Genomic DNA, 23,204 nt, shown 5'->3' with positions numbered 1-23,204 from the left:
ACAAATCTACTCTAAAAATTTACTAACTATCTCATAACCATCACTAATAAACCAGCCATAACCATCATTATCACTACTGTAAATCACTTTATCGCCTACCACATTAAAATCAAAAACATTTATACCAATCAAATAATTCTCTTCACTGTTATTATAGCAATAATACAAATCATTATCTGTGTCCGTATAAATAATTCCTTTATCTGTTACAATAAAATTATAAATTTTTTCATTTTCTACATATAATCTAGTATTTTTTGTATTAATATCATAACTTTTAATTCCTTCAAAATCATAATAATAAATAATTCCTTTATCTACATACAAGTTACCATATAAATAAATACTATAATCATTTATAAAATTTCCTCTTAAATTAATAGCCCTAACAATTCCCTCTTTTTCAAAATAAACTAATTCATTTTTAAAATCAAATGTAAAAACATTTGTATTATAATCTGCTATTTTCTTATTTTCACCATTTTCATATAAATAAAGACCTGCTCCATTAGTGTATAAAAAGCGATGATTATAAATAGGTAATACTTTCTCTATATTAAATAGTTCAATTTCTTCTTTAGTATTTAAATCATATCGTCTATAACTTCCAAAAGAACTATAATATATATAATTATCTTCAGTATAGACATTACCATCAACTTCATCAGATTCAATTTCTATATTTTTAAAATTCGAAAATGAATGATCTGTTTTTCTCAGCTGATAATTACACCCTAAATATATATTATCATTATTTTGATAAACTAATCCTCCTTGTTGAAAATTTCCCGCTAACATTAGATTATTATTATTTCCAGTTACTTCTATTTCATCTAAATCAACTGTTTCAACCTCTAATCTTTCTACTGTAAGAAAATTAAAAGCAACTGCACCTAAAATAATAAGTCCGCCAATTATCAATATTAGTAAATTTTTCTTCTGTAAATTAACTCTTGGTTTAGCTGATTTCACATTATAATTTAATATTTTTTTTCTTGCTTCTTCTAATCTTCGTTTTATCTCATTATCACTTGATTTATAATCATACATTTCCTGTTGTTTATAAACATGAGTAGCTTCACTATGTTTTGCATATTTAGTTGGAATAAATTTACTCGAATATTTGTCACCTATATCTTCACGTTTATTATATTTAGTTGGGCTACCACATTTAGGACAATGAGATTGACCAGAATGAATAATTGTATCACAAACACTACAATGATAAATACTCCCTTGATAATGCCCACATAGTGGACATTTTAAATCATTTTTATACACATTCCCGCAATTATCACATTTCATTATTCCTCACCCCTTATTAACTATATTGTACCATGTTCTAATCTAGTATCATAATATAAATAATATTTTGTCAAAAATTAAAAGATACTTTCGTATCTTTAATTACACATATTTGCTCCAGTTTCTAAAATTTCCATTTGTAATAATGTTTGTTCATCCTTAACTCGTGGCTCTTTTCCCTCGATAATTGTCTCATATAATCCATCAAAGACATTTCCATAATCACCAACTTCAGATACAACTTTTTCTTCATGATAATTACCCTCATTATCATAATATGATAATATCCCATAATCTTCAATTCGATCAATTCCAAATCCTGGTGATCCTGGTAAATAAAATAACTTTAAATGTTCCTCCTGACGATCTTTACTAGCTTTTATAAAACATCCTTTATCACCATAAACTATAAAACTTGGTCTTTCTTTAACTCTAAAGTAACTAGATTTAATTGATACTTTTAAAGTCCCATAATATAAATCTAAATCAAAATAATCATTCATTCTTCCTTTTCCTAATAACTGGCGAACATCATAATGAATCTTGTCTGGCTTACCAAAATACGAAATAACTTGATCTAAAGTATGGCATCCATGTCCATATAAATAACTATCAAAACAAGAATATTCTTTACTAGCAAGAGGAATTTCTGGACGATAATAATCAAAATGCATTTCTAACTCTAATAAATTACCTAGTTTTCCACTTTCAATAACTTTTTGCGTTGTTAAAAAATCCGAATCATAACGACGATTTTGATAGCATTGAACAAGCAATCCCTTTTCCTTTGCTAAAGCAAAAATTTCTTTTGCCTCTTGACTATTTTTCATAAATGGTTTTTCTACTAAACAATTCTTACCATGTTCAAGTACCATTTTTGCATATTTATAATGACTATCATGACGAGTACAAATACTAATTAGTTGAATATCTGGATCATTTAATAAACTATCTAAATCATCGGTATAACCAATTCCTGCTACTCGTTTCCAATCTTTCTTATTTATATTACGAGCATAAATTGTTTTTACTTTAATATTTTTTCTAGTTAAAACATATGGTAATTGATAACGATTAGTACTTTTTCCATTACCTATAAATCCTATTGTTAACATACATTTCTCCTTTAATTAAGACTATTCAAATTATACTATATTTTTACTATAACCTGCTATCTTTACAATAACTGAAAATTTTTATACAACTATATTAATGATTAAACATAATATAGGAATCGTGACTAATGACAATGCTGTTGATAAAAAAACAATTTCAACCGCTAATTTAGAATCACCTTGATATTTTTCTGCTAAAATTGCTGTTGTACTACCAGCCGGCATTCCTGCCAACACTGTTGCTACAGCAATTACCAGAACAGGTAATTTAACTATTAAACATCCTAGTAAGACTATTAATGGAATTAGTATCAGTCTAATAAAACTATAATAAATCGTTAGTTTATTAATTACATCTCTAAATCTAATTTCTGCTAAAATCCCTCCGATTACAATCATTGATAATGACATTGTACAACCACTTAATGCTTTAATTGAAACTGTTAAATAATTTGGTAATTCAATTTGTCCTATCATTATAATTAAGCCAATGAATACTGCTATAATACAAGGATGAGTAATTACTTTTTTAACAACATCCTTACCTTTAGCACTAGTAAAACAGGCTACTCCACCTGACCACATTACAATTCGTTGGGGGATTAAATAAATAGATGCAAACAATAACCCATCTAAACCATATAATCCTTGAATTAATGGTGATCCCATAAAACCAGCATTAGAACAAATCGTTCCATATTGTAATACACTTTGCTGTCGAGGAAGTGTTTTAATAAAAAAGTATTTTCCAAACACCTGACATCCTAATTGGATTGCAACTGATACAATTAAAATCGTAAACCCACTCCTAATAATTGTTTCATCCATCTTAATCATAAATGAGTAAATTATATTAGCTGGTAAAATAATATAAATAACTAAATCAGTTAAACTTTTTCGATTCTCTTTTGAAATGATATTTGTTTTTCTTAGAATATAACCGATTATCATTAATATAAATATTTCAATTTGTAAATCCATTAAATTATTAAAATCAACCACAATAACACCTCTCGAAGATATCTTAAACTAAAATTCACTACTAGTCATTAAAAACTTACCAATAACTAATTAATTAGTTATAATGTTACTAATGAGGTAAACTAATGAAAATAAACTACGTCTATATTGTTGAGTGCAGTGACCATAGTTACTATACGGGTTGGACAACTAATCTTGAACGCCGAATCAAAGCTCATAACCAAGGAAACGGGGCTAAATATACCAGAGCTAGACGTCCCGTTAAGTTAATCTACTTTGAAGAATTCAGCAATAAAAACCTAGCCCTTAAACGTGAATATGCTATTAAACAATTAACAAGAAAACAAAAAGAGTTATTAATTAAAAAAATAGACAAGTAATGATTAGTCATTACAATGTCTATCTTTTTTATATCAATAATTCATTAATTATTTTCTTTTTTCTTTTTCTTTAATGTTAATAATCCAATTCCAGCACCTGTTAGACTCGTAAATAAGGCTATTAAACCTGTACTATCACCAGTATTTACACTAGTGTTTGGTTTTTTAGTATCAGTGATATCATCCGCTTTTGAATTATCAATCACTTCTTTTAAACCTTTAATAGCATCTAAAATATCTTGAGTTGCTTTTTCAATTTCACCTTCTAAAGCATATGGCTTATTTAACAATAAATTAGCAGCATCTAACGCCTTAACTAATGCTTGATATGTATCTTGAGTATACTTACTTGCATCAATTTTATTAGCTTGATCAATAGCATCTTGTAACGTTGTCTTATCAGCAGTTACCCTTACAGTCACTGTAGCTGTTACTTTATCATCAGAATCTTTTTTTCCAGCAAGTACATTTATAGTTGTTTCACCTGGAGTAATTGCTGTAATTTTGCCATCTGCATCGACACTAGCTATATTTTTATCACTACTTATAAATATAGTATCTTTATAAGTGGCATTAGTTGGATTATATGTAACTTCAATTTTAGCTGTTTTACCAATTTGAAGATTAACTAAATCTGTATTAACACTAATACTTTCTAATTTTATAACTAAATGATTTTCAGCTTCGCTAATAGCATCAGTTAATTCTTTAGCAATTTTGTCATACTCACTTTGTTCTAGTTTACTATTTTTTAAAGCTTTAGTCGCTAGAAGATACGCTTCTTCAACCTTTTTATAATAGTTTTCTTCGATATCGGCGGTTGTATATTTTACAAAGAACTCATCAGCTAATGCTACTGCATCAATAACATTTTGTCGATTACGAAGATTATAAATTTCAAACTCATAGAAACTAGTACCATATGATTTACCATTTGATGGATGGTTCCAACGTTTTAATTGATGATATTGTACATAACGAGCTTTAGTAGATTCTATGTCGATTGTTTGATTACCACCAGGTCCAGTATCTGTACTATATACTATCTTACTAAAATCCTTTCCATCATTTGAAACTCTAATTTCAAACTCTTTACCATGAGCTGTTTCCCATAATATATGAAGATTATTAAATTCCATCTCTTCACCTAAATCAACAGTAAATGTTGCTTCATCATTATCAGAAGCTGCCGCCCAACGAGTATTAGCATTCCCATCAATAGCATTTTGGGGTACTACATTTAATGTTGGTGCTGGATCCATAGATGAAGCAGTCGCAGTTTTACCAAGTGCTAAATTATCACCCTTCACTACTGCTGCTGGTTTATCTTCTAAAATAAATTTAGTACTTGAACCATCTTTATTAGTAGAAATTGATAATCTAACTGGTTCATTATTTAAAACTTGAACCCTACTATTATTAACTGATGGACTATCATATACAGCATCTAAAGTCATTTCAACTGCTGCTCCTGCTCGATTTAAAGAAGCTACTGAAAAATTCATCTTTCCATTCCCTTCACTTACAATAACAGAAGCTGGAGCGTTTACTTCAATCCCATCAATTTTACCAGCTTTTAAAAAGTTATAATATTTTACACCCTCACTACTGATTGCTTGAACAGTTTCATTATTTGCAAGTATTTCAAAGTTAGCATTTGTACTCAACTCTTTAGTTTCACTTGCAGTTTTACCAGGATATACTGCATAAGCATAACCTTTATCAGTTATATTACTTCCATGTTTTACTGATAATGAGACAAAAGAATTAGTCTTTTTATCTGTTGTTAAAAATTCTGGTAATTGGTTAATTTCTGACCAAGCTGCTGTATTCGTTTCCTTTTTAATACTCACTTTAGAATCATCTAAAATAACATATCCCATATCTCCACCGTCTACATTACCTTCAATATGAAACCAGTTTCCTGCAACTTGTTTTTCTTCACCATCACTAAGAGTAACATTAGCTCCGTCAGCTAACACTTTTTTATCACTCTCAATTCGATGATTATCTATTATTGTCTCTACAGTATTTGGACTTGTAATTCCAGTTCCTAAAGCAACAATAGCATCTCCTACTGTAAACCAAGACTTGTAAGCTGCTAAATCAGTTGTAGTTGTTCCGCTAACAATATCTTTTGGTGAAATCTCCATCACTGCCGAACCGTTTACACCATCTAATGAATTACTTATCGCATTAGCTGACTTAGTTGTTCCCCCAGAACGAATTTGCCCATCACTAGTTACTCCAGGCAACCTTTTAGAATCTACAGTTGGCCAATAATCTTTATTATATTGCTGAGTATCAGCAGTATAGAAATAAGTTACACCTTGTCCCATATACCAAGCTTTTAGATTTTCGTTATTTCCTGTTTCATAATTTGCAATTCGATTAGAACTCATACTTAAACCAAAAGTAAAATCATTTCTTTGAACAATCGCCCTTTCCATACTATTCATAGTATAGAATTTAGTATCCCTTGGTAAGTCTTCTACAGTCCCATCATTTAGTAACCCGCTTAATCGTTTGATATCAGCATTTGTAATATATTTATAATAGTCACTTTGTCCAGCACTACCCTCTTTAATTAAAGTCTTACACACACCATTAATATAATCTTTTTGAGCTTTTGGAGCTACTTGTGCTAATTGTACTAACGCTGAAATAATTTGACGGCCAGTACGATTACTTTGCCAAGATTCTCTTGAAGCACTACGTCCTCGAACCATGTCCATATTATTTCCACCTAATGATAAAGCTGGAATAAAGCTATCTTGAATAAAAGCATATAAATTACTATATTCATCAGTTGATAATGCTTGTTTAGTATTTTGTAGAATTGACAAAATATTTACAACTGCATCTAGTAATACGTAACCATAAGCCCCAGTATAAGCAACATTGGAATGTTGAACAAAAGAACCATCTTTATAAAAACCATCTCCACTAGTAACATATTTAAATACAACTGGTAAATGCTCACTTACATGAACTAATTTTTCATCATTATCATCAACAATAGCTCGAAGTGTAACGATCAATGCTTTATCTGCTAAGTTAGCAGCTGTTTCTTCAATATTCCAGAATAATGTTCTTCTATTAACATTTGGAGTATAAACATCAACATTTGCAATCAGTTGATTTCTAAGTTCTGGTGTAAAATCATCATACATTACTACTAATAAATTAGTAACATGCGTAGGTGTTCCAATTTCCCAATCCCACCAGTTATTTTTACCAGAACCTTGTCCATTAATAACACTTTTTGGAGTTGAATAAAAATTTGTATTAACAAAGATTGTTGCTTCAATAATCTTATCTTTTAAATTTTCATCTTTATAATAAATTGATCCTGGTGTTTGATAAACCTTAGCTAGTTTTAAGATCCTTTCAAATTGTGCAGTCATCTTAGCACCATATTTAACCGTATCACTATCTAAGTCAACCCATAAACATTTTTCAGGATCATCAACGCTCTGCATTGTTTGAATTAATTCCTTGGCCTCATTATCAGCATCTTTAATATTATCTTTTACAAATGTATTGTTTAGATCCTCTGCTGTCACTCCAATTAATTCTTGAAACCATTGATTACGAAGCGCTCCATAATCATTTGTAGTCACTACCCGTAAACCATTATTCAATACGCTATTTATTGAATAATCTTGTGTTAACGCCTGTACATTAATGGCACTTTGCATCAATGTTGATATACCCATCGTTGACACCAATGACACTACACACGCTTTTTTAATAAATTTTTTGTTCATCTTTTCCTCCCGAACATCTATTTTTGATCCTACGTAACTTATTTTCATATTTACTTAAAACATTCAAATTCGCTACTTTTAACATTCTAACATAAAAAATTCTTGATAACTAGTTATTTGAGTCTTAATTAAACGTTTTAAAATTAATAATTTGTTATTAATAAACAATTACTTTATATGAAAATTATAAAAAACTCTTATATATTAAGTTTTTTTATGAATAATATTTATATTTTTTGCATTAACGTTTCAACATGATATACTTATACCATAAAGAAAGAAGGTCAAATATGAAATTAAATCGAAATGATCTTTGTTGGTGCGGCAGTCAACAAAAGTATAAAAAATGCCATCTTCAGTTTGATGAAAAGCTTGAACTCTTAGAGCAACAGGGTAAAATGCTCCCTACCCATGAAATGATTAAAAACTCTAAACAAATTGAAGGTATAAGACAAGCTGCTATTATCAATTCTGGTTTATTAGACTATATTGAAAAAAATATTAAAATTGGTATGTCAACTGAAGAAATAGATATTATGGCTAAAGAATATACTTCAAAATATGACGCTGTCTGTGCCGATTATCAATACTGTGGTTATCCTAAACATATTTGTGTTTCTATTAACGATGTAGTTTGTCATGGCATTCCTAGTGTTAGTGAAATAATTCAAGATGGAGATATTGTAAATGTCGATGCGACAACCATGTTAAATGGATATTATGCTGATGCTTCGAGAATGTTCATGATTGGCAATGTAACAACTGAAGCTAAAAAATTAGTGAAAAACACAAAAAAAGCTTTAGAGCTTGCTATTGATGCAATAACGCCTTATCAAAGTTGTGTTGGTGATATTGGTAAAACAATTGAAAAATTTGCAGTTAATAATGGTTATAGTGTTGTCAAAGAGTTTTGTGGTCATGGTGTTGGTTTAGCTATTCATGAAAACCCTTATATATTTCATTTTGAACCTAATGAGCCAACCGTAATATTAGTTCCCGGAATGGTTTTTACAATTGAACCAATGTTAAATCTTGGTTATCCAGATGTTTTTGTTGATGCTGATGATGAATGGACTGTTTTTACTGAAGATGGTAGTCTCTCTGCTCAATGGGAACATACGCTTTTAATAACTGAAACTGGTGTAGAAATTTTATCTAAATAATTAAATATCTAAGAAAATATTTTCTTAGATATTATTTTTTTATTTTATTTTAATTATCACATATTCACTTGGTGCTCCTGTTTTTATTGGGTATCGCCAACCTGACATACCAGATGTTGTAATTGCAGTAAAATCATCTATATTTCTTTGTCCACGAATCAATGTATCACTTATGAGTGATTGAACTATTCCCATAGGGAATAATTGTCCTCCATGAGTATGTCCTGACAATTGTAAATCAATACCTATAGATGCATTTTGTTCTAAGTCTAATGGTTGATGATCTAACAAAATAGTATAGTTATCTTTTTTATTATCAGGAATTTTTGCTAATAATTCCGAAGTTGATAAGCGTGGGTTCGTTCCCCAAAAGCTAGCATCTTTTCGACCAATAATATTAATATTTTCTAAAATAACTATTTCATCTTCTAATACCTCTATTCCATTAGATTCCAAATTTTTTTTAATATCTTCAGGATTAAAAGCTATATCTTTAAAAGCATGTGAGCCATTATCATGATTACCATATATATAATATATACCTTGTTTATTAGATATTCTTGAAAGAACTCTACAAGCATTGAGCATATCATCTAATGGTGTATTTTCATCAAAAATATCTCCAGTTAAAACAACTAAATCAGCTTTTTCTTTACTTATTTCATTACAATATTTTTGTAACTGAGAAACAGATAGTGAAGTTGACATGTGTAAATCAGCTATCTCGATTATTTTTAAATTACTAATTTTTTTACTATTTAGATTATAGGTCACTGGTACTACATGTTTAATATTATAATAGCCATAACCTAAAACTAATGCAGTTATTACTATTGTCAAAGTACCTGTTATAAAAATAAATTGATAAATAAAAAACTTTTTTAAAATAATATTTATTAATTCTAATATCAGCGTAATCACTAATAAGTGATAATATATCACGCCATATAATCCTAAAGTATTTATCGCAGGAAAAGAGAGCATTGAAACAATTAATCCTATCACAAAAATAATTAACATGTTTGTATGGTAATTTAATATTGTCTTAATAAAACGATTAATAAAAAAGGTAAAATAAATTATTCCTGGAATCACCGCAATCAAACCTATATACTGATACATATATACCTCCTTGTATATTACAATACACAATAAACTATACTTTAAGTCAAGTTATTTTTAATTAATTTAAATTGTTTATACTATAATTTTGCAATGAATAACTATTTTTAAACAGTAAAAACTATAATGATAGCATTGCTATCAATAAACACATTGACTAGAAAGGAGATGAAACATGAAAAAACATTTTCTAGTTTTATTATTAATTATAGCACCATTATTTATTAATTCTGTTAATGCTTGTGAAAATAATGCAAAACTTGTATTATTAAAAGAAAAACAATACGAAACAGATGGTACTATTGTTACAATTAAATTTCCCAAAGTTATCAATGTAAATGATAAGGTCAAAAAAGATATTAATAAGTTAATATTGAAAACTATTGATACTTATCTAGATGAAATCAAAGAATTTGACAAAAATCCAAATACCGAGCATAAATTAATTGTTGATATTAATTTCGAAAATTACTATAGTGATAATGAAATATTTTCATTTTCAATTAATTCTTCTCAAATTTTAGCAGATAGCTATTTACAAAAGAAGTTTTATACTATAAATCTTGATACTGGAGATATATATAATGTGGAACATTTCTTAGGTACAGATTATCAGAATATTATTTTAAGTACTGTTAAAAAGCAAATTGCTGAAAATACCCAAAAAAACCCAAATTTGATTTATTTTGATGAAGAAGTTAATAATCTTAAGATTTCTATTGACCAACCTTTTTATATCAATAAAGATAATCAAGTTGTAGTCGTTTTTAATCAATTTCAAATAGCTCCTGGATATATGTCACTTCCTGAATTCATTATTAAATAGTTGTTAAATAATCCTCCTTTTCAAAGAGGATTATTTTATATTCAAAGTATTATATTGAAAGTAACGTTGCTCTCTAATCATTCCCTAGATATAATATAGATATAAAAATCAAAGGAGAATAAAAATGAAAATGAGAAATGAATATAATTGTCCATTAGAATTAACATATGACATGATTAAAGGAAAATGGAAACCAATTATTATTTGGCAACTTAGTAAAAATTCTTACTCATTGTCTTCTTTAAAAAAAGAAATTAAAGGAATTAGTCAAAAAATGCTTGTTCAACACCTAAATGAACTGCATGATTGTAATATAGTCAGTAAAATAAAATATGATGGTTATCCCCTTAAAGTAGAGTATTATTTAACCCCTCGAGGAAAACAGATTTTTGAAGCAATAACAATTATGCAAAAAGTAGGGATAGAAATTATGTTAGAAGATAATAAATTAGATTTACTAAAAGAAAAAGGTTTAATATAGTTACAAAAAAGTGTGTACTTTACCTTAATCTATCAGCTAGTTATAATTAGTATTAAGGAGGCATACTATGAAAGATGCAATAAAAACTATAGGTAATTTGATTGATAAACAAGGTGTTGCTTTTATAAGTTCTATTGATAAAAATGGATATCCTAATACAAAAGCTATGTTACCACCTCGTAAAAGAGAAGGAATTAAGACTTTTTATTTTACGACTAATACTTCATCAATGAGAGTTAATCAATATTATGAAGATCCAAAAGCCTGTATATATTTTTGTGATAGACGTTTTTTTAGAGGAGTAATGTTAATAGGTACAGTAGATGTTCTAACAGATAACAAAAATAAGGAAATGATCTGGCAGCCTGGAGATACAATGTATTATTCTAAAGGCGTAACTGATCCAGACTATTGTGTTTTACGTTTTACTGCTAGAGAAGGACGTTTTTATAGTAAGTTTAAATCTGAAAACTTTGAAATTTAAATTTTAATATTTTCACAAAATTAAAGCAGGTTCTCGATTATCTTATTATAGCTTTTTACATACCTGTCAAACCTTATTTTAAAAGCCCGACAGGTATTTTTACTATTCAAAAAAACTTCTAATACTCATGTTTTACCTTTGGAGAATGGTAAATCTGCAATATTTTGAGTTCGTATTCTTACTAATTAAACATACACAGAATATGTATCATGATATTATTGTACTTTTGATAAGATTTACAAACATATATATTGTCATAGAATAGAGATTTTGATTAGAAAGTACAAAATTACTATCTGATAGATGTTTTTACCCTAAAGTATACTAGTTAAATAGAAGAATATGGTACAATATCATAAGTCAATTACAACAAAAGAAAAGTATATGACAATTTACAAACAAACATTTACGGGTAAAATTAAATATTGTGTTATAAACTATATAGGAAATATCATGAAAAACAATTCAAGATACATTTTATCAAACTACATACAGTAACTACAAAAGACTGTAATTTTCAAGCAAATTGAAAAGATATATTAAAAGAGATTTTAATCCAAAAATAAATAAGATATGTTGTATTTATAGCACAATAAAAATCCATTCACGTTATTGCTATAAGTTATTGTATGATTATACAGACATCACCAAGTTAATCAAGAATAACAAAACATTTATATTTAACTAGCCCGAAATATTGAGACAGTATCAAAACTTTGATGACAATACATCAAAAAGAAAAAGGGGAAAGGAAATGAATAAGATATTACTCATTGACGATGACAAAGATTTATGTAATTTATTAGAACGCGAACTTAAAAAAGAAAATTTTAATGTTTTTGTATGTTATGATGGACAGATTGGGCTTAATACTTTTAAAATACGTGATTATCAGCTTGTCATATTAGATATTATGCTCCCCATTATGAGCGGATATGAAGTTTTAACTGAAATAAGAAAACTAAGTAATGTTCCGGTCTTAATGTTGACTGCAAAGGATTCTCAAATTGATAAGGTATCTGGATTAAGATTAGGAGCAGATGACTATTTGACTAAACCATTTTTAATGGCTGAATTTATTGCAAGAGTACAATCTCTTATTAGACGATTTACCGTTTTTAATAATACAAAGGAACAAGTGGTCTTAGATTTTAAAGGTTTGCATATAGATGTATCTTTAAGGACTGTACTTATCAATAATAATCCAATTCGTTTAACAGCTAAAGAATTTGACTTATTGTATTTTCTTGCGTCTAATCAAGGAAAAGTATTTACAAAGGAACAAATATATACACATGTTTGGAATAATGATTATTCTTTTGATGATAACAATATTATGTCCTTTATTAGCAAACTTCGTAAAAAAATTAAAAATGAGGAACTAAATATAGACTATATTCAAACTATTCACAGGGTAGGCTATCGTTTCAATTTGGGGGTCTGATAATGATTTATATAATAATATTTCTTTGTCTTTTTATTATCGTGTTACTGTACTATATTTATCAGACCAAAAGAAAGCTGCAAGAAATAGTAAAAGTCCTTGATGATATTTATTCCGGCAATTTAGATAGACGATTGATTGATAATGAAAACACAGTGACAAGTAATCTTGTTTACAAAATCAATGAAATCGTAATTAAGGATAAAAATAAATTGTTAGAACTCAACAAAGCAGAAAAAGCATATAAAAAACTAGTTACTAGTTTATCACATGATATCCGTACACCTTTATCTTCCCTCATTGGCTATTTAGAAGTATTGGAAAAAAATGATACGAATTTTGAAGAGCAACAGGAATTTTTACATATTGCTAAAGAAAAAGCTTTAAATTTAAGTACTTATATCCAATCACTATTTGAATGGTTGAAATTAGAATCTGGAGAGTGGTCCTATGATTTTAAAACTGAGAATATTTGTGAATTAACACGATTGCTCCTTGCTGATTGGATAATAAAATTCGAGGAAAATAATATAGATTTTAACTTTGATATACCAGAAGAAGCATTATATATTGTCATTGATAAAAATGCTTTTAATAGAATCATCAATAATCTATTGGCGAATATGATCAAACATAGCCATGCAACCAAACTTATCATACAGATTAGTGATGAAATAAATGAAGTGCAAATAACAATTGTTGATAATGGTATTGGAATAGCGGAAAAAGATTTACCATTTATATTTGACCGTTTATATAAATGTGATACATCACGGACAAAAAACAGTAATGGTTTAGGACTTGCGATTGCAAAAGAATTGACTAATGCATTAAACGGAACAATTAAAGCAAATAGCTACTACAATAAAGGAACAACTTTTATATTAAGTTTTTCAAAAAACATGAATAATGCATAATTACGACAAGGTTTTGATAAGGTTTGTGTGATTTAATTGTAATAAATAAAGGAGGCCGGAATATGAGTAATCAAATTATTCTCTCCACTAAACAACTAACAAAAAAATATGGAGATGTTTTGGCTGTTGAAAAAATAAATTTAAATATTAAAAAGGGGCATATATATGGTTTATTAGGAAGAAATGGTGCTGGCAAAACTACCATAATGAAAATGATTCTTGGGCTTATTTCTATTTCATCAGGAGAAATAGAGCTTTTTGGTGAACCATTAAAAGGAAATGAAAAGAATATCTATACTCGTGTAGGTTCTATTATAGAAACTCCTAGTTTCTATTCTTATTTAACCGGAACAGAAAATTTAGAAATATTTTCAAGATTAAGAGGAACAATCAAAAAAAAATCTGTTAAAAGTGCGTTAGAAACAGTTGGACTCCCTTATAAAGATAAGAAACCCTTTGCTTCGTATTCTTTAGGTATGAAACAGCGTTTAGGAATTGCAAATGCTATTTTGAATGACCCAGAGATTTTGATATTAGACGAACCAACAAATGGACTTGATCCTGTAGGAATAGTTGAAATTAGAAAGTTTTTGCAAACATTGTGCTATGAACAAGGAAAAACCATTATTATTTCAAGCCATATTTTATCTGAAATTTCTTTACTTGCAGATGATATAGGAATAATACATGATGGTCATTTATTAAAAGAAATTTCTATGAGTGAATTAAAAGAAAAAAATAAAAAATTTATTGAAGTTAAGGTGAATTCTGTTTCCAAGGCCACTCAATTATTAGAAAGTGTATTAAAGTGTAAAAATTATTCTGTCATAGACAAAAACTGCATCCAAATTTATGATGAAACTTTAGATACTGAAGAAATAGCAAATTGTCTGGTTATCCATGGTGTAGGCTTATCATCACTATATTTCAAACATGAAACATTAGAAGATTACTTTACTTCATTAACTGGAGGGGAAAAATTTGAATAATGCATTTCAAACAGAAGTTATAAAACTAAAGAAAAATAAAATGGCTCTTATTGGATTTCTAATTACAGTTTCTATTCCTATTCTATTAGTTATAAAATCAATTTTAATCGATAAAACAAAAATTGATTACTACGAATGGCTACAGACTGTTTCAATGTTAGTAAATTTAGTCTTGCCCATTATGAGTGGCTTTTTTTTAACTCATTCAATGCAAAAAGAATACAGTGAAAAAACAATTATTAATATTATTACTGCACCTGTAAATAGAAAAACTTTTGTGTTAAGTAAAATTATTGTATGGTTTTGTTGGTATTTAGTAGTTATGATTGTTACTGAATGTCTAACAATATTAGGTTCACTAATTTTGTTTCATTCACAAGTTACAACTACTACTATTCATTTTACGATACAATTATTTACACAAATTAGTATTTTAAGTTTTATTGCTTTTCTACCAATTATTTGGATCGCTATAAGACAGCGAACCCTATTTTATCCAACCATACTATGTACTTTATTTTTTGTATTATTACAATCAGTTGGTTCTCAAGTATCAGAAGAATTACTCCCGATAGCAAGTATTGTTCCGTGGCTAGCTATACAAATATCTACTATGCTATCGCTAAATAGCCAATATTTATATATTTGTATTACTTCAATACTTTGTTGCGGATTACTTGGAGTTGTTTTAGCTATACACGAATTTAAAAAACAAGATTTATAAACACTTAAAATCGTGATTTGTATTCATAATATTATGTTCACTTTTACAATAAAGATCATATTCCTACAAAGTAATAGCTACATGCGAATATATAGAATCTGATTTCATTTATACAAAAATTAAGGAAAAAAATAAAGCACAGTCCATACTGATTGTATAGAGTATGAACTGAAAATTTAAAGAAAATAAACCGTAGATCATATGTATGAACTACGGTTTTGTATATATTTATTCATATTGCCATATTAAAACTCTTTTGTAAGGTGACAAATTAATAATAAAATAAATTCTCAAATCTTCATTATTACTTATAAGCCTTGTATTTAAACAATGGTCACTTTTCCATTTTATAATTATTACTAACACTAATTATTTAAATTCTTAAATGCTGTTGAAAGCATTAACTTAATCCTATTTAACTGATTAACTTCACTAGCACCTGGATCATAATCTATCGCAACAATATTACTTTCAGGATATGCCTTTCGTAAAGCTTTGATTGCACCTTTACCAGTTACATGATTAGGTAAACATCCAAAAGGCTGCATACAAACAATATTAGGTGCACCAGATTCTATTAATTCAATCATCTCTCCCGTTAAAAACCATCCTTCACCTGTTTGGTTACCTATAGATACAATTGTACTAGCTTTTTTTGCTAAATGCTCAATTGAAACTGGTGGTTCAAAACGCTTTGATTTTGTTAATGCTTTAATCATATCATGACGTAATAGATCAACAAATTTGATTGCTAGATTACATAATTTTGCAGATCTTTTAGACGCATGAAAATGTTCATTTTCAAAATTTGTGCTATAAAAACAATATTGAAAGAAATCAATTAAATCAGGCATTACTGCTTCTCCGCCCTCACGTTCAATAATTTCAACAATTTCATTATTTGCAGTAGGATGAAATTTAACTAAAATTTCACCAACTAATCCAATACGAGGTTTTTTAATATTTAATAAGGGTAATTGATCAAACTCTTTAACTATTTGATAAACATTCTTTCTAAATTCCTTTATACTACCATTTTTTACATTTTCTTGACAACGTTTTACCCAAGATACATATAATTCATTAGCACTATTGGCTACTTTTTCATACGGACGTACACGATATAGTACACGCATAAATAGATCCCCATACATAGCTCCAATAATTACTTTCTTTACAAGAGGTAAAGTTAATTTAAACCCAGGATTATTCTCTAATCCTTGTAAATTTGCAGAAATTACTGGTATTTGTGGCATTCCAGCATCCTGTAAAGCCTTTCTAATAAAAGCAATGTAATTAGTTGCTCTACACCCGCCACCAGTTTGAGTAATAATTACTGCTGTTGTTTCTAAATCATAATTTCCACTTAATAAAGCCTCCATTATTTGACCTGTAACTAATATACTTGGATAACATGCATCATTATTTACATATTTTAACCCTGCATCTACTGCCCCTTTATCAACCGAAGGTAAAACAACTAAATTATAACCTGATTCCTGCATTGCACTTTCAACAAATTGAAAATGAATTGGTGACATTTGCGGACATAAAATAGTATAACCTTTTTCTTTCATTTCTTTTGTAAATGGTATTTTTAAGGGCTGATATTTTGGATATATCTGTTTTTTATTTTTTAATTGTTTATCAATTGTAGCTTTTAAAGAACGAATTCTAATTCTAATCGCACCTAAATTACTACCTTCATCAATTTTTATTAAAGTATATATCTTATGGCGGGCTTGTAAAATTTCAGCTACTTGATCGCTTGTTACTGCATCCAAACCACAACCAAATGATGTCAACTGAATTAACTCAAGATTTGGCTGGGTTGCAACAAATGAAGCTGCACGATACAATCTTGAATGATATGTCCATTGATCAACAACTCTTAATTGATCCAATTCTTTATCCAAATGGCAAATACTATCCTCAGTTAAAACTGCCATACCTTCAGCAGTTATTAAGTCTGCTAATCCATGGTTGATTTCAGGATCAACATGATATGGGCGTCCTGATAAAACAATTCCTGTGATATTATTATCTTTAATATATTGAAGAATCATTTCACCTTGTTCTTGAATATCCTGTCGACATTTATAAAGCTCATTGTAACCATCCTGTATTGCTTTTAATAATTCTTTATCACTTATTTTAAAAGCTTTCAATTCATCTTTTAAATTACTAAATAATGTTTTTTGATTGCTTAAATCCATAAAAGGATTTCGATATATAATGTTATTGTTTTCAAGATTATCAACATTATTACGAATAACTTCTGGATATGAAGTAACAACGGGACAGTTATAATGATTATTGACATTATCAAACTCTTTACGTTCATAAGCTAAGCTAGGATAAAAAATATATTTAATTCCATTTTCAATTAATGATTCAATATGACCATGAACTAGTTTTGCTGGATAACAAACACTCTCTGAAGGAATTGATTCTATTCCTTTTTCATAGATTTCTTTACTAGAACGTGGTGATAAAACAACTCTAAATCCTAGTTTTGTAAAAAAAGTATGCCAAAATGGATAATTTTCATACATATTTAAAACTCTTGGAATTCCTACTGTTCCCCGTACTGCTTGATCAATTGTAAGAGAACGATAATTAAAAACTCGACGATATTTATAATCAAATAAATTTGGTAATTTTTTAGAAGCAATAGGAATATTTGCTCCACGTTCACAACGATTACCACTAATATATTCACTATTATCGTTAAACGTTGATACCGTAAGCATACAATGATTAGTACATTTTTGACAATATCTTATTTCACTTTGACAAGTAAAATTATCTAATTCTTCGCGACTTAATAATGTAGTAGGTTTTCCCTTGTAATTTTCGCGAGCTAAACGGGCTATCCCAAAAGCTCCCATTAATCCCGCAATATCTGGTCTAATCGCATTAACACCAGCTTCTTTTTCAAAAGCCCTTAATACAGCTTCGTTATAAAATGTTCCCCCCTGAACTAATATATTATCCCCTAAATCATCTCTACTTCTTAATTTTATTACTTTATACAAAGCATTTTTAATTACCGAATATGATAAGCCAGCACTAATATCTTCAACTTTTGCACCTTCTTTTTGAGCCTGTTTAACCTTAGAATTCATAAAAACGGTACAACGACTCCCTAAATCAATCGGTGCTTTAGAATTTAATGCTATATCAGCAAACTCACTTACCTTATACCCTAAAGACCTAGCAAATGTTTCAATAAAAGAACCGCAACCACTAGAACAAGCTTCATTTAATAGTATATCTTGAATTATACCATCTTTAATTTTAATTGCTTTCATATCCTGGCCACCGATATCTAATATAAAGCTAACATCACTTTTAAAATATGTAGCAGCTTTATAATGAGCCATGGTTTCAACTTCACTCATATCAATTTTTAATGCAGCTTTAATCAATGCTTCACCATAACCAGTTACTCCACTATAAACTAAATTAACTTGTGGTGGTAATAAATCATAAATCTCTTTAACAATCTTAACTACTACATCTAATGGATTACCCTCATTTGAATCATAAAAAGAATATAGTAATGAATCATTATCATCAATTAATACTGCTTTAGTTGTTGTAGATCCAACATCTAATCCTAAATATACGTTTCCTATATAACTTTTAAGATCATTCTTTCTAACCTTGTCAATATAGTGACGATGTCTAAATTCATTTTTCTCATTATCATTTTTAAATAATGGCTCTAAAATATTTTCATTAGAAATCATCATATCTTCAACTGTTTCTAATTTACTTAACAAAGTACTAATATCGGTTATTTTATCTTCCTCTTTAGCTAATAAAGCTGCTCCCATTGCAACAAATAATTGTGAATTATTTGGGAAAATAATATCATTATCTTTAAGATTTAAAGTTTCAATAAATCTTTGTCTTAATTGATCTAGAAAAAATAAAGGTCCTCCTAAAAACGCCACTTTTCCTCTTATTGGTTTACCACAAGCTAAACCACTTATAGTTTGATTAACTACAGCTTGAAAAATAGAAATAGCAATATCCTCTTTGTTCGCTCCTTCATTGATTAATGGTTGAACATCAGTTTTTGCAAACACACCACAACGAGATGCAATAGGATAAATCATTTGATAACTTTTTGCCAGCTCATTTAATCCAGATGCATCTGTTTGCAACAATGATGCCATTTGATCAATAAACGCTCCTGTTCCACCTGCGCAAGTACCATTCATTCTTTGTTCTAAAGAGCCTTTAAAATAAGTGATTTTAGCATCTTCTCCCCCTAATTCTATAGCAACATCACATTCAGGAATATAAGTTTCAATTGTTTTAGTACATGCAATTACTTCTTGTACAAATTTAATATCTAAATATTCTGAAAGTGATAATCCTCCAGAACCAGTCATTAACGCTATTATTTTAAAATTACCATATTTATTTTTTATCTCTTTTATAAGTGTAGTAATTGTTGCTTGTATATCAGAATAATGACGTTCATATTTTGAATAAATACAATTATCATCTTGATCCATAATATAAATTTTTATCGTAGTTGACCCAACGTCAATTCCCATATAATAAATCTTTTCCATTTTGTTCTCCTACTTTAAATTCTTTTTAATCTTATTCATTATTCTTATTAAATCTTCGATTTCCTGAGGCTCTAGGTCCTTAACCAATATTGCTTCCATTTTTTGAATATGCTCTTCTAAACTCTCTCTAAATTCATAAGCTTTTTCTGTTAAAACTATTTTTTTTAATCGTGCATCATAAGCAACACTTACTCGCTCAATAAAACCATTAGCCTCTAAACACTGTAATAATCCCGTTGCACTTGAACGTCGAACATTGAATGCTGCTTCAATATCTTTTTGAAAAATATCATGTTCTTGATGATCATATAGATAACCTAGAACTAATCCTTGGGGTCCTGTTAAACTATTCTGCTCATCATTAAATCCAACTTCATTTAGGCAACGACCAATTAAATTAGCAAGAACTCTTATCTCTATGCCTATTCTCTTTTCTTCCACAGTTTCCACCTCTATTTTGTTAGGTTGCTAACATTATATACCAATGTCGAAAGATGTCAACTTTTATGCTTAAAGTAATCAATCTAACCACAAAAAAAGCAATTAATTGAAATTGCTTATCTTTTTATCCCCATTACCAACATCGACAATGGTAAGCCCATGTTATCATAAACATCAGTTAAACCAATATCATAATCATATTCTTCAAAAAGAACAATATTCAGATTAGATTTAATTACACTATTAATTATCTTTGAAACAGAGTGAGAGAAACTAGTAAATGTTTTTGAACTATATTCACCTGATACATATCCCATTCCACTGTTTTCTATCCATGGTTCTTTGGTAAAATATTTGTTTTTTAAAATAACTGGTACAATCGTATTATACTCATCTTCATTAGGAAGTGGCAACATATTCATAACAGGATGAAAATCATGCAAAATCATTATTCCATTTTTTTTAAGACATTTTGATACAACATTAAAGAGTAATTCTAAATCTTCAAACCAAGTAATCGCACCAATCGTAAATAATATAACATCAAATGAATTATTATATTCATCACCTAAATCTAAAATATTTTCAGTAAAAAATTCACAAGCTAAATCTAATTCTTTAGTATGTTGTTTAGCTTGCATAATAAAATTTTGAGCTATATCAAATCCAGTTCCTGTTACCCCATAATGTTCTACAATAGATAACAACTCTCTTCCATTATTACAACAAAATTGAGCTATTTTTTTATTTGATAAATCTAATTTGTCTAATTCTACTTTTAAACTAGGGTGAATATAATAGTCAGACTTATTTTTAAGATTGGTTACAACATCATCTCCCCATCCATCTAATCTATTTTCAAAAGCTTCCTCCCATGCTTGTTTATTTTCTTTAATATAACTCATTGTCTTATTTCTCCTTTTTAATTTTTTCAAACTAAATAGTTAGTTACTTTTAAATTTAATACTGTTATTAAAATAGTCTTTCGTCATTTAATCTTTGTATATGATATAAGAATGAATACCAACAAACATTTAGTTAAAATATTATATTTTACTTCTACAAAATTATAGTGAACTATCACTACTGTTAATAATATTTTGATAGGTAAACAAGTAGCCTAAAAAGCACCACGCTAATGTAGCTGATAAAGAATAAATATAGAATACCCCATAGTCAGATAGACCACCAATAAACTCGCTTAAAACAATCATTATAAACATCTGTACAATAAAATATACTTCTTTTCCCTGACTCCTTTTTAAAATATTAAAACTCATTAAAACACATTTAAAGAAGAATATGACAAATAATATAAAGCCAATTACACCAGTTGTTACTAATGCCTCTAAAAAAACATTATGACTATGAACAACTTGTACAGCCCAATATTCTAGAACATCTGTTTCCTGACTACCTATTTTCTTAAAATTATTAGCACCTATACCTATTAACGGATCAGTTTGCCAAATCTGTAAAGCTGCCTTAGTTAAAGATACTCGGCCATTAGAAACCTCATCTATAATTGTTAAACCTCTATTAAAATCTTCCAAATTTCCTGATATCAATAGACGCCCTGCCTCTTTAATTTTATCAGTTTGAAAACGACTAGTCTCCTTTGAAGCAATCCCTTGCATCTGAGGTACAACTTCTACAATCTGTTGCCCTAATAAACTAGCAGTTGTAATAATAAATATTAATCCCAAGACTAGCATAATACGTTTAAATATACTATATGGTCGTCTCCTAATTAAAAAATAATATCCCACCATAATAATAATTACTACTAAAATTATCAATGCAACTCGACACTTTGTCAAAAGAATATAGACAATCTGTACTCCAATATTAATAAGATACCAAGGCTTCCCTTTAAAATTTTCTCTAACTGCAAGTAGTGCTAAAACAATTGTAATACAAGCTAAAAAGGCCGCTGGATTACTATTAAAATAAATTCCAAATAACCTGCTACCTACCATTCCCAAGGTCCAGCCATTTGCTAAACTAGAAAATCGAACAACAAACATACCTATTGATATTAGTGAAGCAAAACCAACTAAAACATTTACTAAAGGAATGATCATCTTTATTTCTTCAACAATATCTTTTTTAGTCATTGATGCAGGATTATTGAATATTAGCAAATATATTACTAACTGCATAATTGCAATTACATATGAATTTAAATCACTATAACTATTTAAAATAGTTGCCAAAAGCAAAATAATCCCTTGAACAATCATTAATAAACTATAATTCTTCTTTATTTTAAATTCTTTTTTATAAATATCATGAATAATAATAATAAATGCCCATATCAATAATGGTATAAATAAATAATTAATCTCAATACCTAAATAACCTAAAGCTAATGTATTGATAAACATATATATAATAAAACATAATTTATAATACTTTCGATTAAAAATCATTTTCTCTATCTCCAATTTATTTTATTATACCATTATTA

General features: G+C 28.4%; 18 protein-coding genes. 9 read left to right on the top strand and 9 right to left on the bottom strand.

Annotated elements, in window-relative coordinates; all coding sequences use genetic code 11:
- Positions 1 to 6: 6 nt before the first annotated feature.
- From ACLR9T_RS07625 to ACLR9T_RS07615, 3 genes are all read right to left on the bottom strand, one after another.
- Positions 7 to 1,305, bottom strand: coding sequence for a hypothetical protein (locus ACLR9T_RS07625; RefSeq protein WP_413108945.1), 1,299 nt, complete (start codon positions 1,303 to 1,305; stop codon positions 7 to 9).
- Positions 1,306 to 1,403: 98 nt separating this feature from the next.
- Entirely contained in the window at positions 1,404 to 2,420 is a 1,017-nt protein-coding gene (locus ACLR9T_RS07620; RefSeq protein ID WP_413108944.1) for an oxidoreductase, read from the bottom strand.
- Positions 2,421 to 2,501: 81 nt separating this feature from the next.
- Positions 2,502 to 3,422, bottom strand: coding sequence for an AEC family transporter (locus tag ACLR9T_RS07615; RefSeq protein WP_413108943.1), 921 nt, complete (start codon positions 3,420 to 3,422; stop codon positions 2,502 to 2,504).
- Positions 3,423 to 3,526: 104 nt separating this feature from the next.
- Between ACLR9T_RS07615 and ACLR9T_RS07610 the strand changes: the two genes are divergently transcribed.
- Positions 3,527 to 3,781, top strand: coding sequence for a GIY-YIG nuclease family protein (locus ACLR9T_RS07610; protein ID WP_413108942.1), 255 nt, complete (start codon positions 3,527 to 3,529; stop codon positions 3,779 to 3,781).
- Positions 3,782 to 3,825: 44 nt separating this feature from the next.
- Here the strand turns inward: ACLR9T_RS07610 and ACLR9T_RS07605 are convergent, their stop codons facing one another.
- On the bottom strand, positions 3,826 to 7,551 hold the full coding sequence (locus ACLR9T_RS07605) for a polysaccharide lyase family 8 super-sandwich domain-containing protein (protein ID WP_413108941.1): 3,726 nt from the start codon (positions 7,549 to 7,551) through the stop codon (positions 3,826 to 3,828).
- 290 nt (positions 7,552 to 7,841) lie between these two features.
- Between ACLR9T_RS07605 and ACLR9T_RS07600 the strand changes: the two genes are divergently transcribed.
- Positions 7,842 to 8,714 (top strand): methionyl aminopeptidase, encoded by an 873-nt coding sequence (locus ACLR9T_RS07600; RefSeq protein ID WP_413108940.1) that lies wholly within the window; start codon positions 7,842 to 7,844, stop codon positions 8,712 to 8,714.
- A 39-nt stretch (positions 8,715 to 8,753) separates the two neighbouring features.
- Here ACLR9T_RS07600 and ACLR9T_RS07595 read toward each other — a convergent pair whose 3' ends face one another.
- Positions 8,754 to 9,836 carry a metallophosphoesterase gene (locus ACLR9T_RS07595; RefSeq protein ID WP_413108939.1) on the bottom strand — a complete coding sequence of 361 codons (1,083 nt, stop codon included), beginning with the start codon at positions 9,834 to 9,836 and terminating at the stop codon, positions 8,754 to 8,756.
- A 175-nt stretch (positions 9,837 to 10,011) separates the two neighbouring features.
- On the opposite strand from ACLR9T_RS07595, the gene ACLR9T_RS07590 reads away from it, so the two are divergent.
- The 7 genes from ACLR9T_RS07590 (at position 10,012) to ACLR9T_RS07560 (ending at position 15,701) form a co-directional block, all read left to right on the top strand.
- Positions 10,012 to 10,662 carry an RsiV family protein gene (locus ACLR9T_RS07590; protein ID WP_413108938.1) on the top strand — a complete coding sequence of 217 codons (651 nt, stop codon included), beginning with the start codon at positions 10,012 to 10,014 and terminating at the stop codon, positions 10,660 to 10,662.
- A 124-nt stretch (positions 10,663 to 10,786) separates the two neighbouring features.
- A complete protein-coding gene (locus ACLR9T_RS07585; RefSeq protein WP_413108937.1) occupies positions 10,787 to 11,143 on the top strand; it encodes a winged helix-turn-helix transcriptional regulator in 357 nt (118 codons plus the stop codon).
- Between the two features lie 67 nt (positions 11,144 to 11,210).
- Positions 11,211 to 11,627: a pyridoxamine 5'-phosphate oxidase family protein gene (locus tag ACLR9T_RS07580; RefSeq protein ID WP_413108936.1), complete on the top strand. Its 417-nt coding sequence runs from the start codon at positions 11,211 to 11,213 to the stop codon at positions 11,625 to 11,627.
- Between the two features lie 754 nt (positions 11,628 to 12,381).
- Positions 12,382 to 13,071, top strand: a complete 690-nt coding sequence (locus tag ACLR9T_RS07575) for a response regulator transcription factor (protein WP_413108935.1) — start codon at positions 12,382 to 12,384, stop codon at positions 13,069 to 13,071.
- A 2-nt stretch (positions 13,072 to 13,073) separates the two neighbouring features.
- Complete coding sequence (locus tag ACLR9T_RS07570) at positions 13,074 to 13,988, top strand: sensor histidine kinase (RefSeq protein WP_413108934.1); 915 nt, start codon at positions 13,074 to 13,076, stop codon at positions 13,986 to 13,988.
- 62 nt (positions 13,989 to 14,050) lie between these two features.
- Positions 14,051 to 14,977, top strand: coding sequence for an ABC transporter ATP-binding protein (locus ACLR9T_RS07565; protein ID WP_413108933.1), 927 nt, complete (start codon positions 14,051 to 14,053; stop codon positions 14,975 to 14,977).
- Entirely contained in the window at positions 14,970 to 15,701 is a 732-nt protein-coding gene (locus ACLR9T_RS07560) for an ABC transporter permease (protein WP_413108932.1), read from the top strand. The genes ACLR9T_RS07565 and ACLR9T_RS07560 overlap by 8 nt, the downstream gene beginning before the upstream one ends.
- A 365-nt stretch (positions 15,702 to 16,066) precedes the next feature.
- Here the strand turns inward: ACLR9T_RS07560 and ACLR9T_RS07555 are convergent, their stop codons facing one another.
- From ACLR9T_RS07555 to ACLR9T_RS07540, 4 genes are all read right to left on the bottom strand, one after another.
- A complete protein-coding gene (locus tag ACLR9T_RS07555) occupies positions 16,067 to 20,293 on the bottom strand; it encodes an acyl-CoA dehydratase activase-related protein (RefSeq protein ID WP_413108931.1) in 4,227 nt (1,408 codons plus the stop codon).
- A 9-nt stretch (positions 20,294 to 20,302) separates the two neighbouring features.
- Positions 20,303 to 20,734 carry a MarR family winged helix-turn-helix transcriptional regulator gene (locus tag ACLR9T_RS07550; protein WP_413108930.1) on the bottom strand — a complete coding sequence of 144 codons (432 nt, stop codon included), beginning with the start codon at positions 20,732 to 20,734 and terminating at the stop codon, positions 20,303 to 20,305.
- 116 nt (positions 20,735 to 20,850) lie between these two features.
- A complete protein-coding gene (locus tag ACLR9T_RS07545; RefSeq protein ID WP_413108929.1) occupies positions 20,851 to 21,639 on the bottom strand; it encodes an SAM-dependent methyltransferase in 789 nt (262 codons plus the stop codon).
- A gap of 162 nt (positions 21,640 to 21,801) precedes the next feature.
- A complete protein-coding gene (locus ACLR9T_RS07540) occupies positions 21,802 to 23,166 on the bottom strand; it encodes an O-antigen ligase family protein (RefSeq protein WP_413108928.1) in 1,365 nt (454 codons plus the stop codon).
- Positions 23,167 to 23,204 lie beyond the last annotated feature (38 nt).

The organism is Thomasclavelia sp. (genome assembly GCF_047249845.1).
Lineage (GTDB): Bacteria > Bacillota_I > Bacilli_A > Erysipelotrichales > Coprobacillaceae > Thomasclavelia.
This window is presented reverse-complemented; position numbering and strand designations above follow the sequence as displayed.

Bases quoted from the DNA above. Each gene is read 5' to 3' on its own strand.
- ACLR9T_RS07565 (WP_413108933.1), top strand. From the start codon at position 14,051: ATGAGTAATCAAATTATTCTCTCCACTAAACAACTAACAAAAAAATAT.
- ACLR9T_RS07595 (WP_413108939.1), bottom strand. From the start codon at position 9,836: ATGTATCAGTATATAGGTTTGATTGCGGTGATTCCAGGAATAATTTAT.
- ACLR9T_RS07545 (WP_413108929.1), bottom strand. From the start codon at position 21,639: ATGAGTTATATTAAAGAAAATAAACAAGCATGGGAGGAAGCTTTTGAA.
- ACLR9T_RS07600 (WP_413108940.1), top strand. From the start codon at position 7,842: ATGAAATTAAATCGAAATGATCTTTGTTGGTGCGGCAGTCAACAAAAG.
- ACLR9T_RS07585 (WP_413108937.1), top strand. From the start codon at position 10,787: ATGAAAATGAGAAATGAATATAATTGTCCATTAGAATTAACATATGAC.
- ACLR9T_RS07620 (WP_413108944.1), bottom strand. From the start codon at position 2,420: ATGTTAACAATAGGATTTATAGGTAATGGAAAAAGTACTAATCGTTAT.
- ACLR9T_RS07590 (WP_413108938.1), top strand. From the start codon at position 10,012: ATGAAAAAACATTTTCTAGTTTTATTATTAATTATAGCACCATTATTT.
- ACLR9T_RS07555 (WP_413108931.1), bottom strand. From the start codon at position 20,293: ATGGAAAAGATTTATTATATGGGAATTGACGTTGGGTCAACTACGATA.
- ACLR9T_RS07605 (WP_413108941.1), bottom strand. From the start codon at position 7,551: ATGAACAAAAAATTTATTAAAAAAGCGTGTGTAGTGTCATTGGTGTCA.
- ACLR9T_RS07575 (WP_413108935.1), top strand. From the start codon at position 12,382: ATGAATAAGATATTACTCATTGACGATGACAAAGATTTATGTAATTTA.
- ACLR9T_RS07610 (WP_413108942.1), top strand. From the start codon at position 3,527: ATGAAAATAAACTACGTCTATATTGTTGAGTGCAGTGACCATAGTTAC.
- ACLR9T_RS07625 (WP_413108945.1), bottom strand. From the start codon at position 1,305: ATGAAATGTGATAATTGCGGGAATGTGTATAAAAATGATTTAAAATGT.
- ACLR9T_RS07580 (WP_413108936.1), top strand. From the start codon at position 11,211: ATGAAAGATGCAATAAAAACTATAGGTAATTTGATTGATAAACAAGGT.
- ACLR9T_RS07570 (WP_413108934.1), top strand. From the start codon at position 13,074: ATGATTTATATAATAATATTTCTTTGTCTTTTTATTATCGTGTTACTG.
- ACLR9T_RS07540 (WP_413108928.1), bottom strand. From the start codon at position 23,166: ATGATTTTTAATCGAAAGTATTATAAATTATGTTTTATTATATATATG.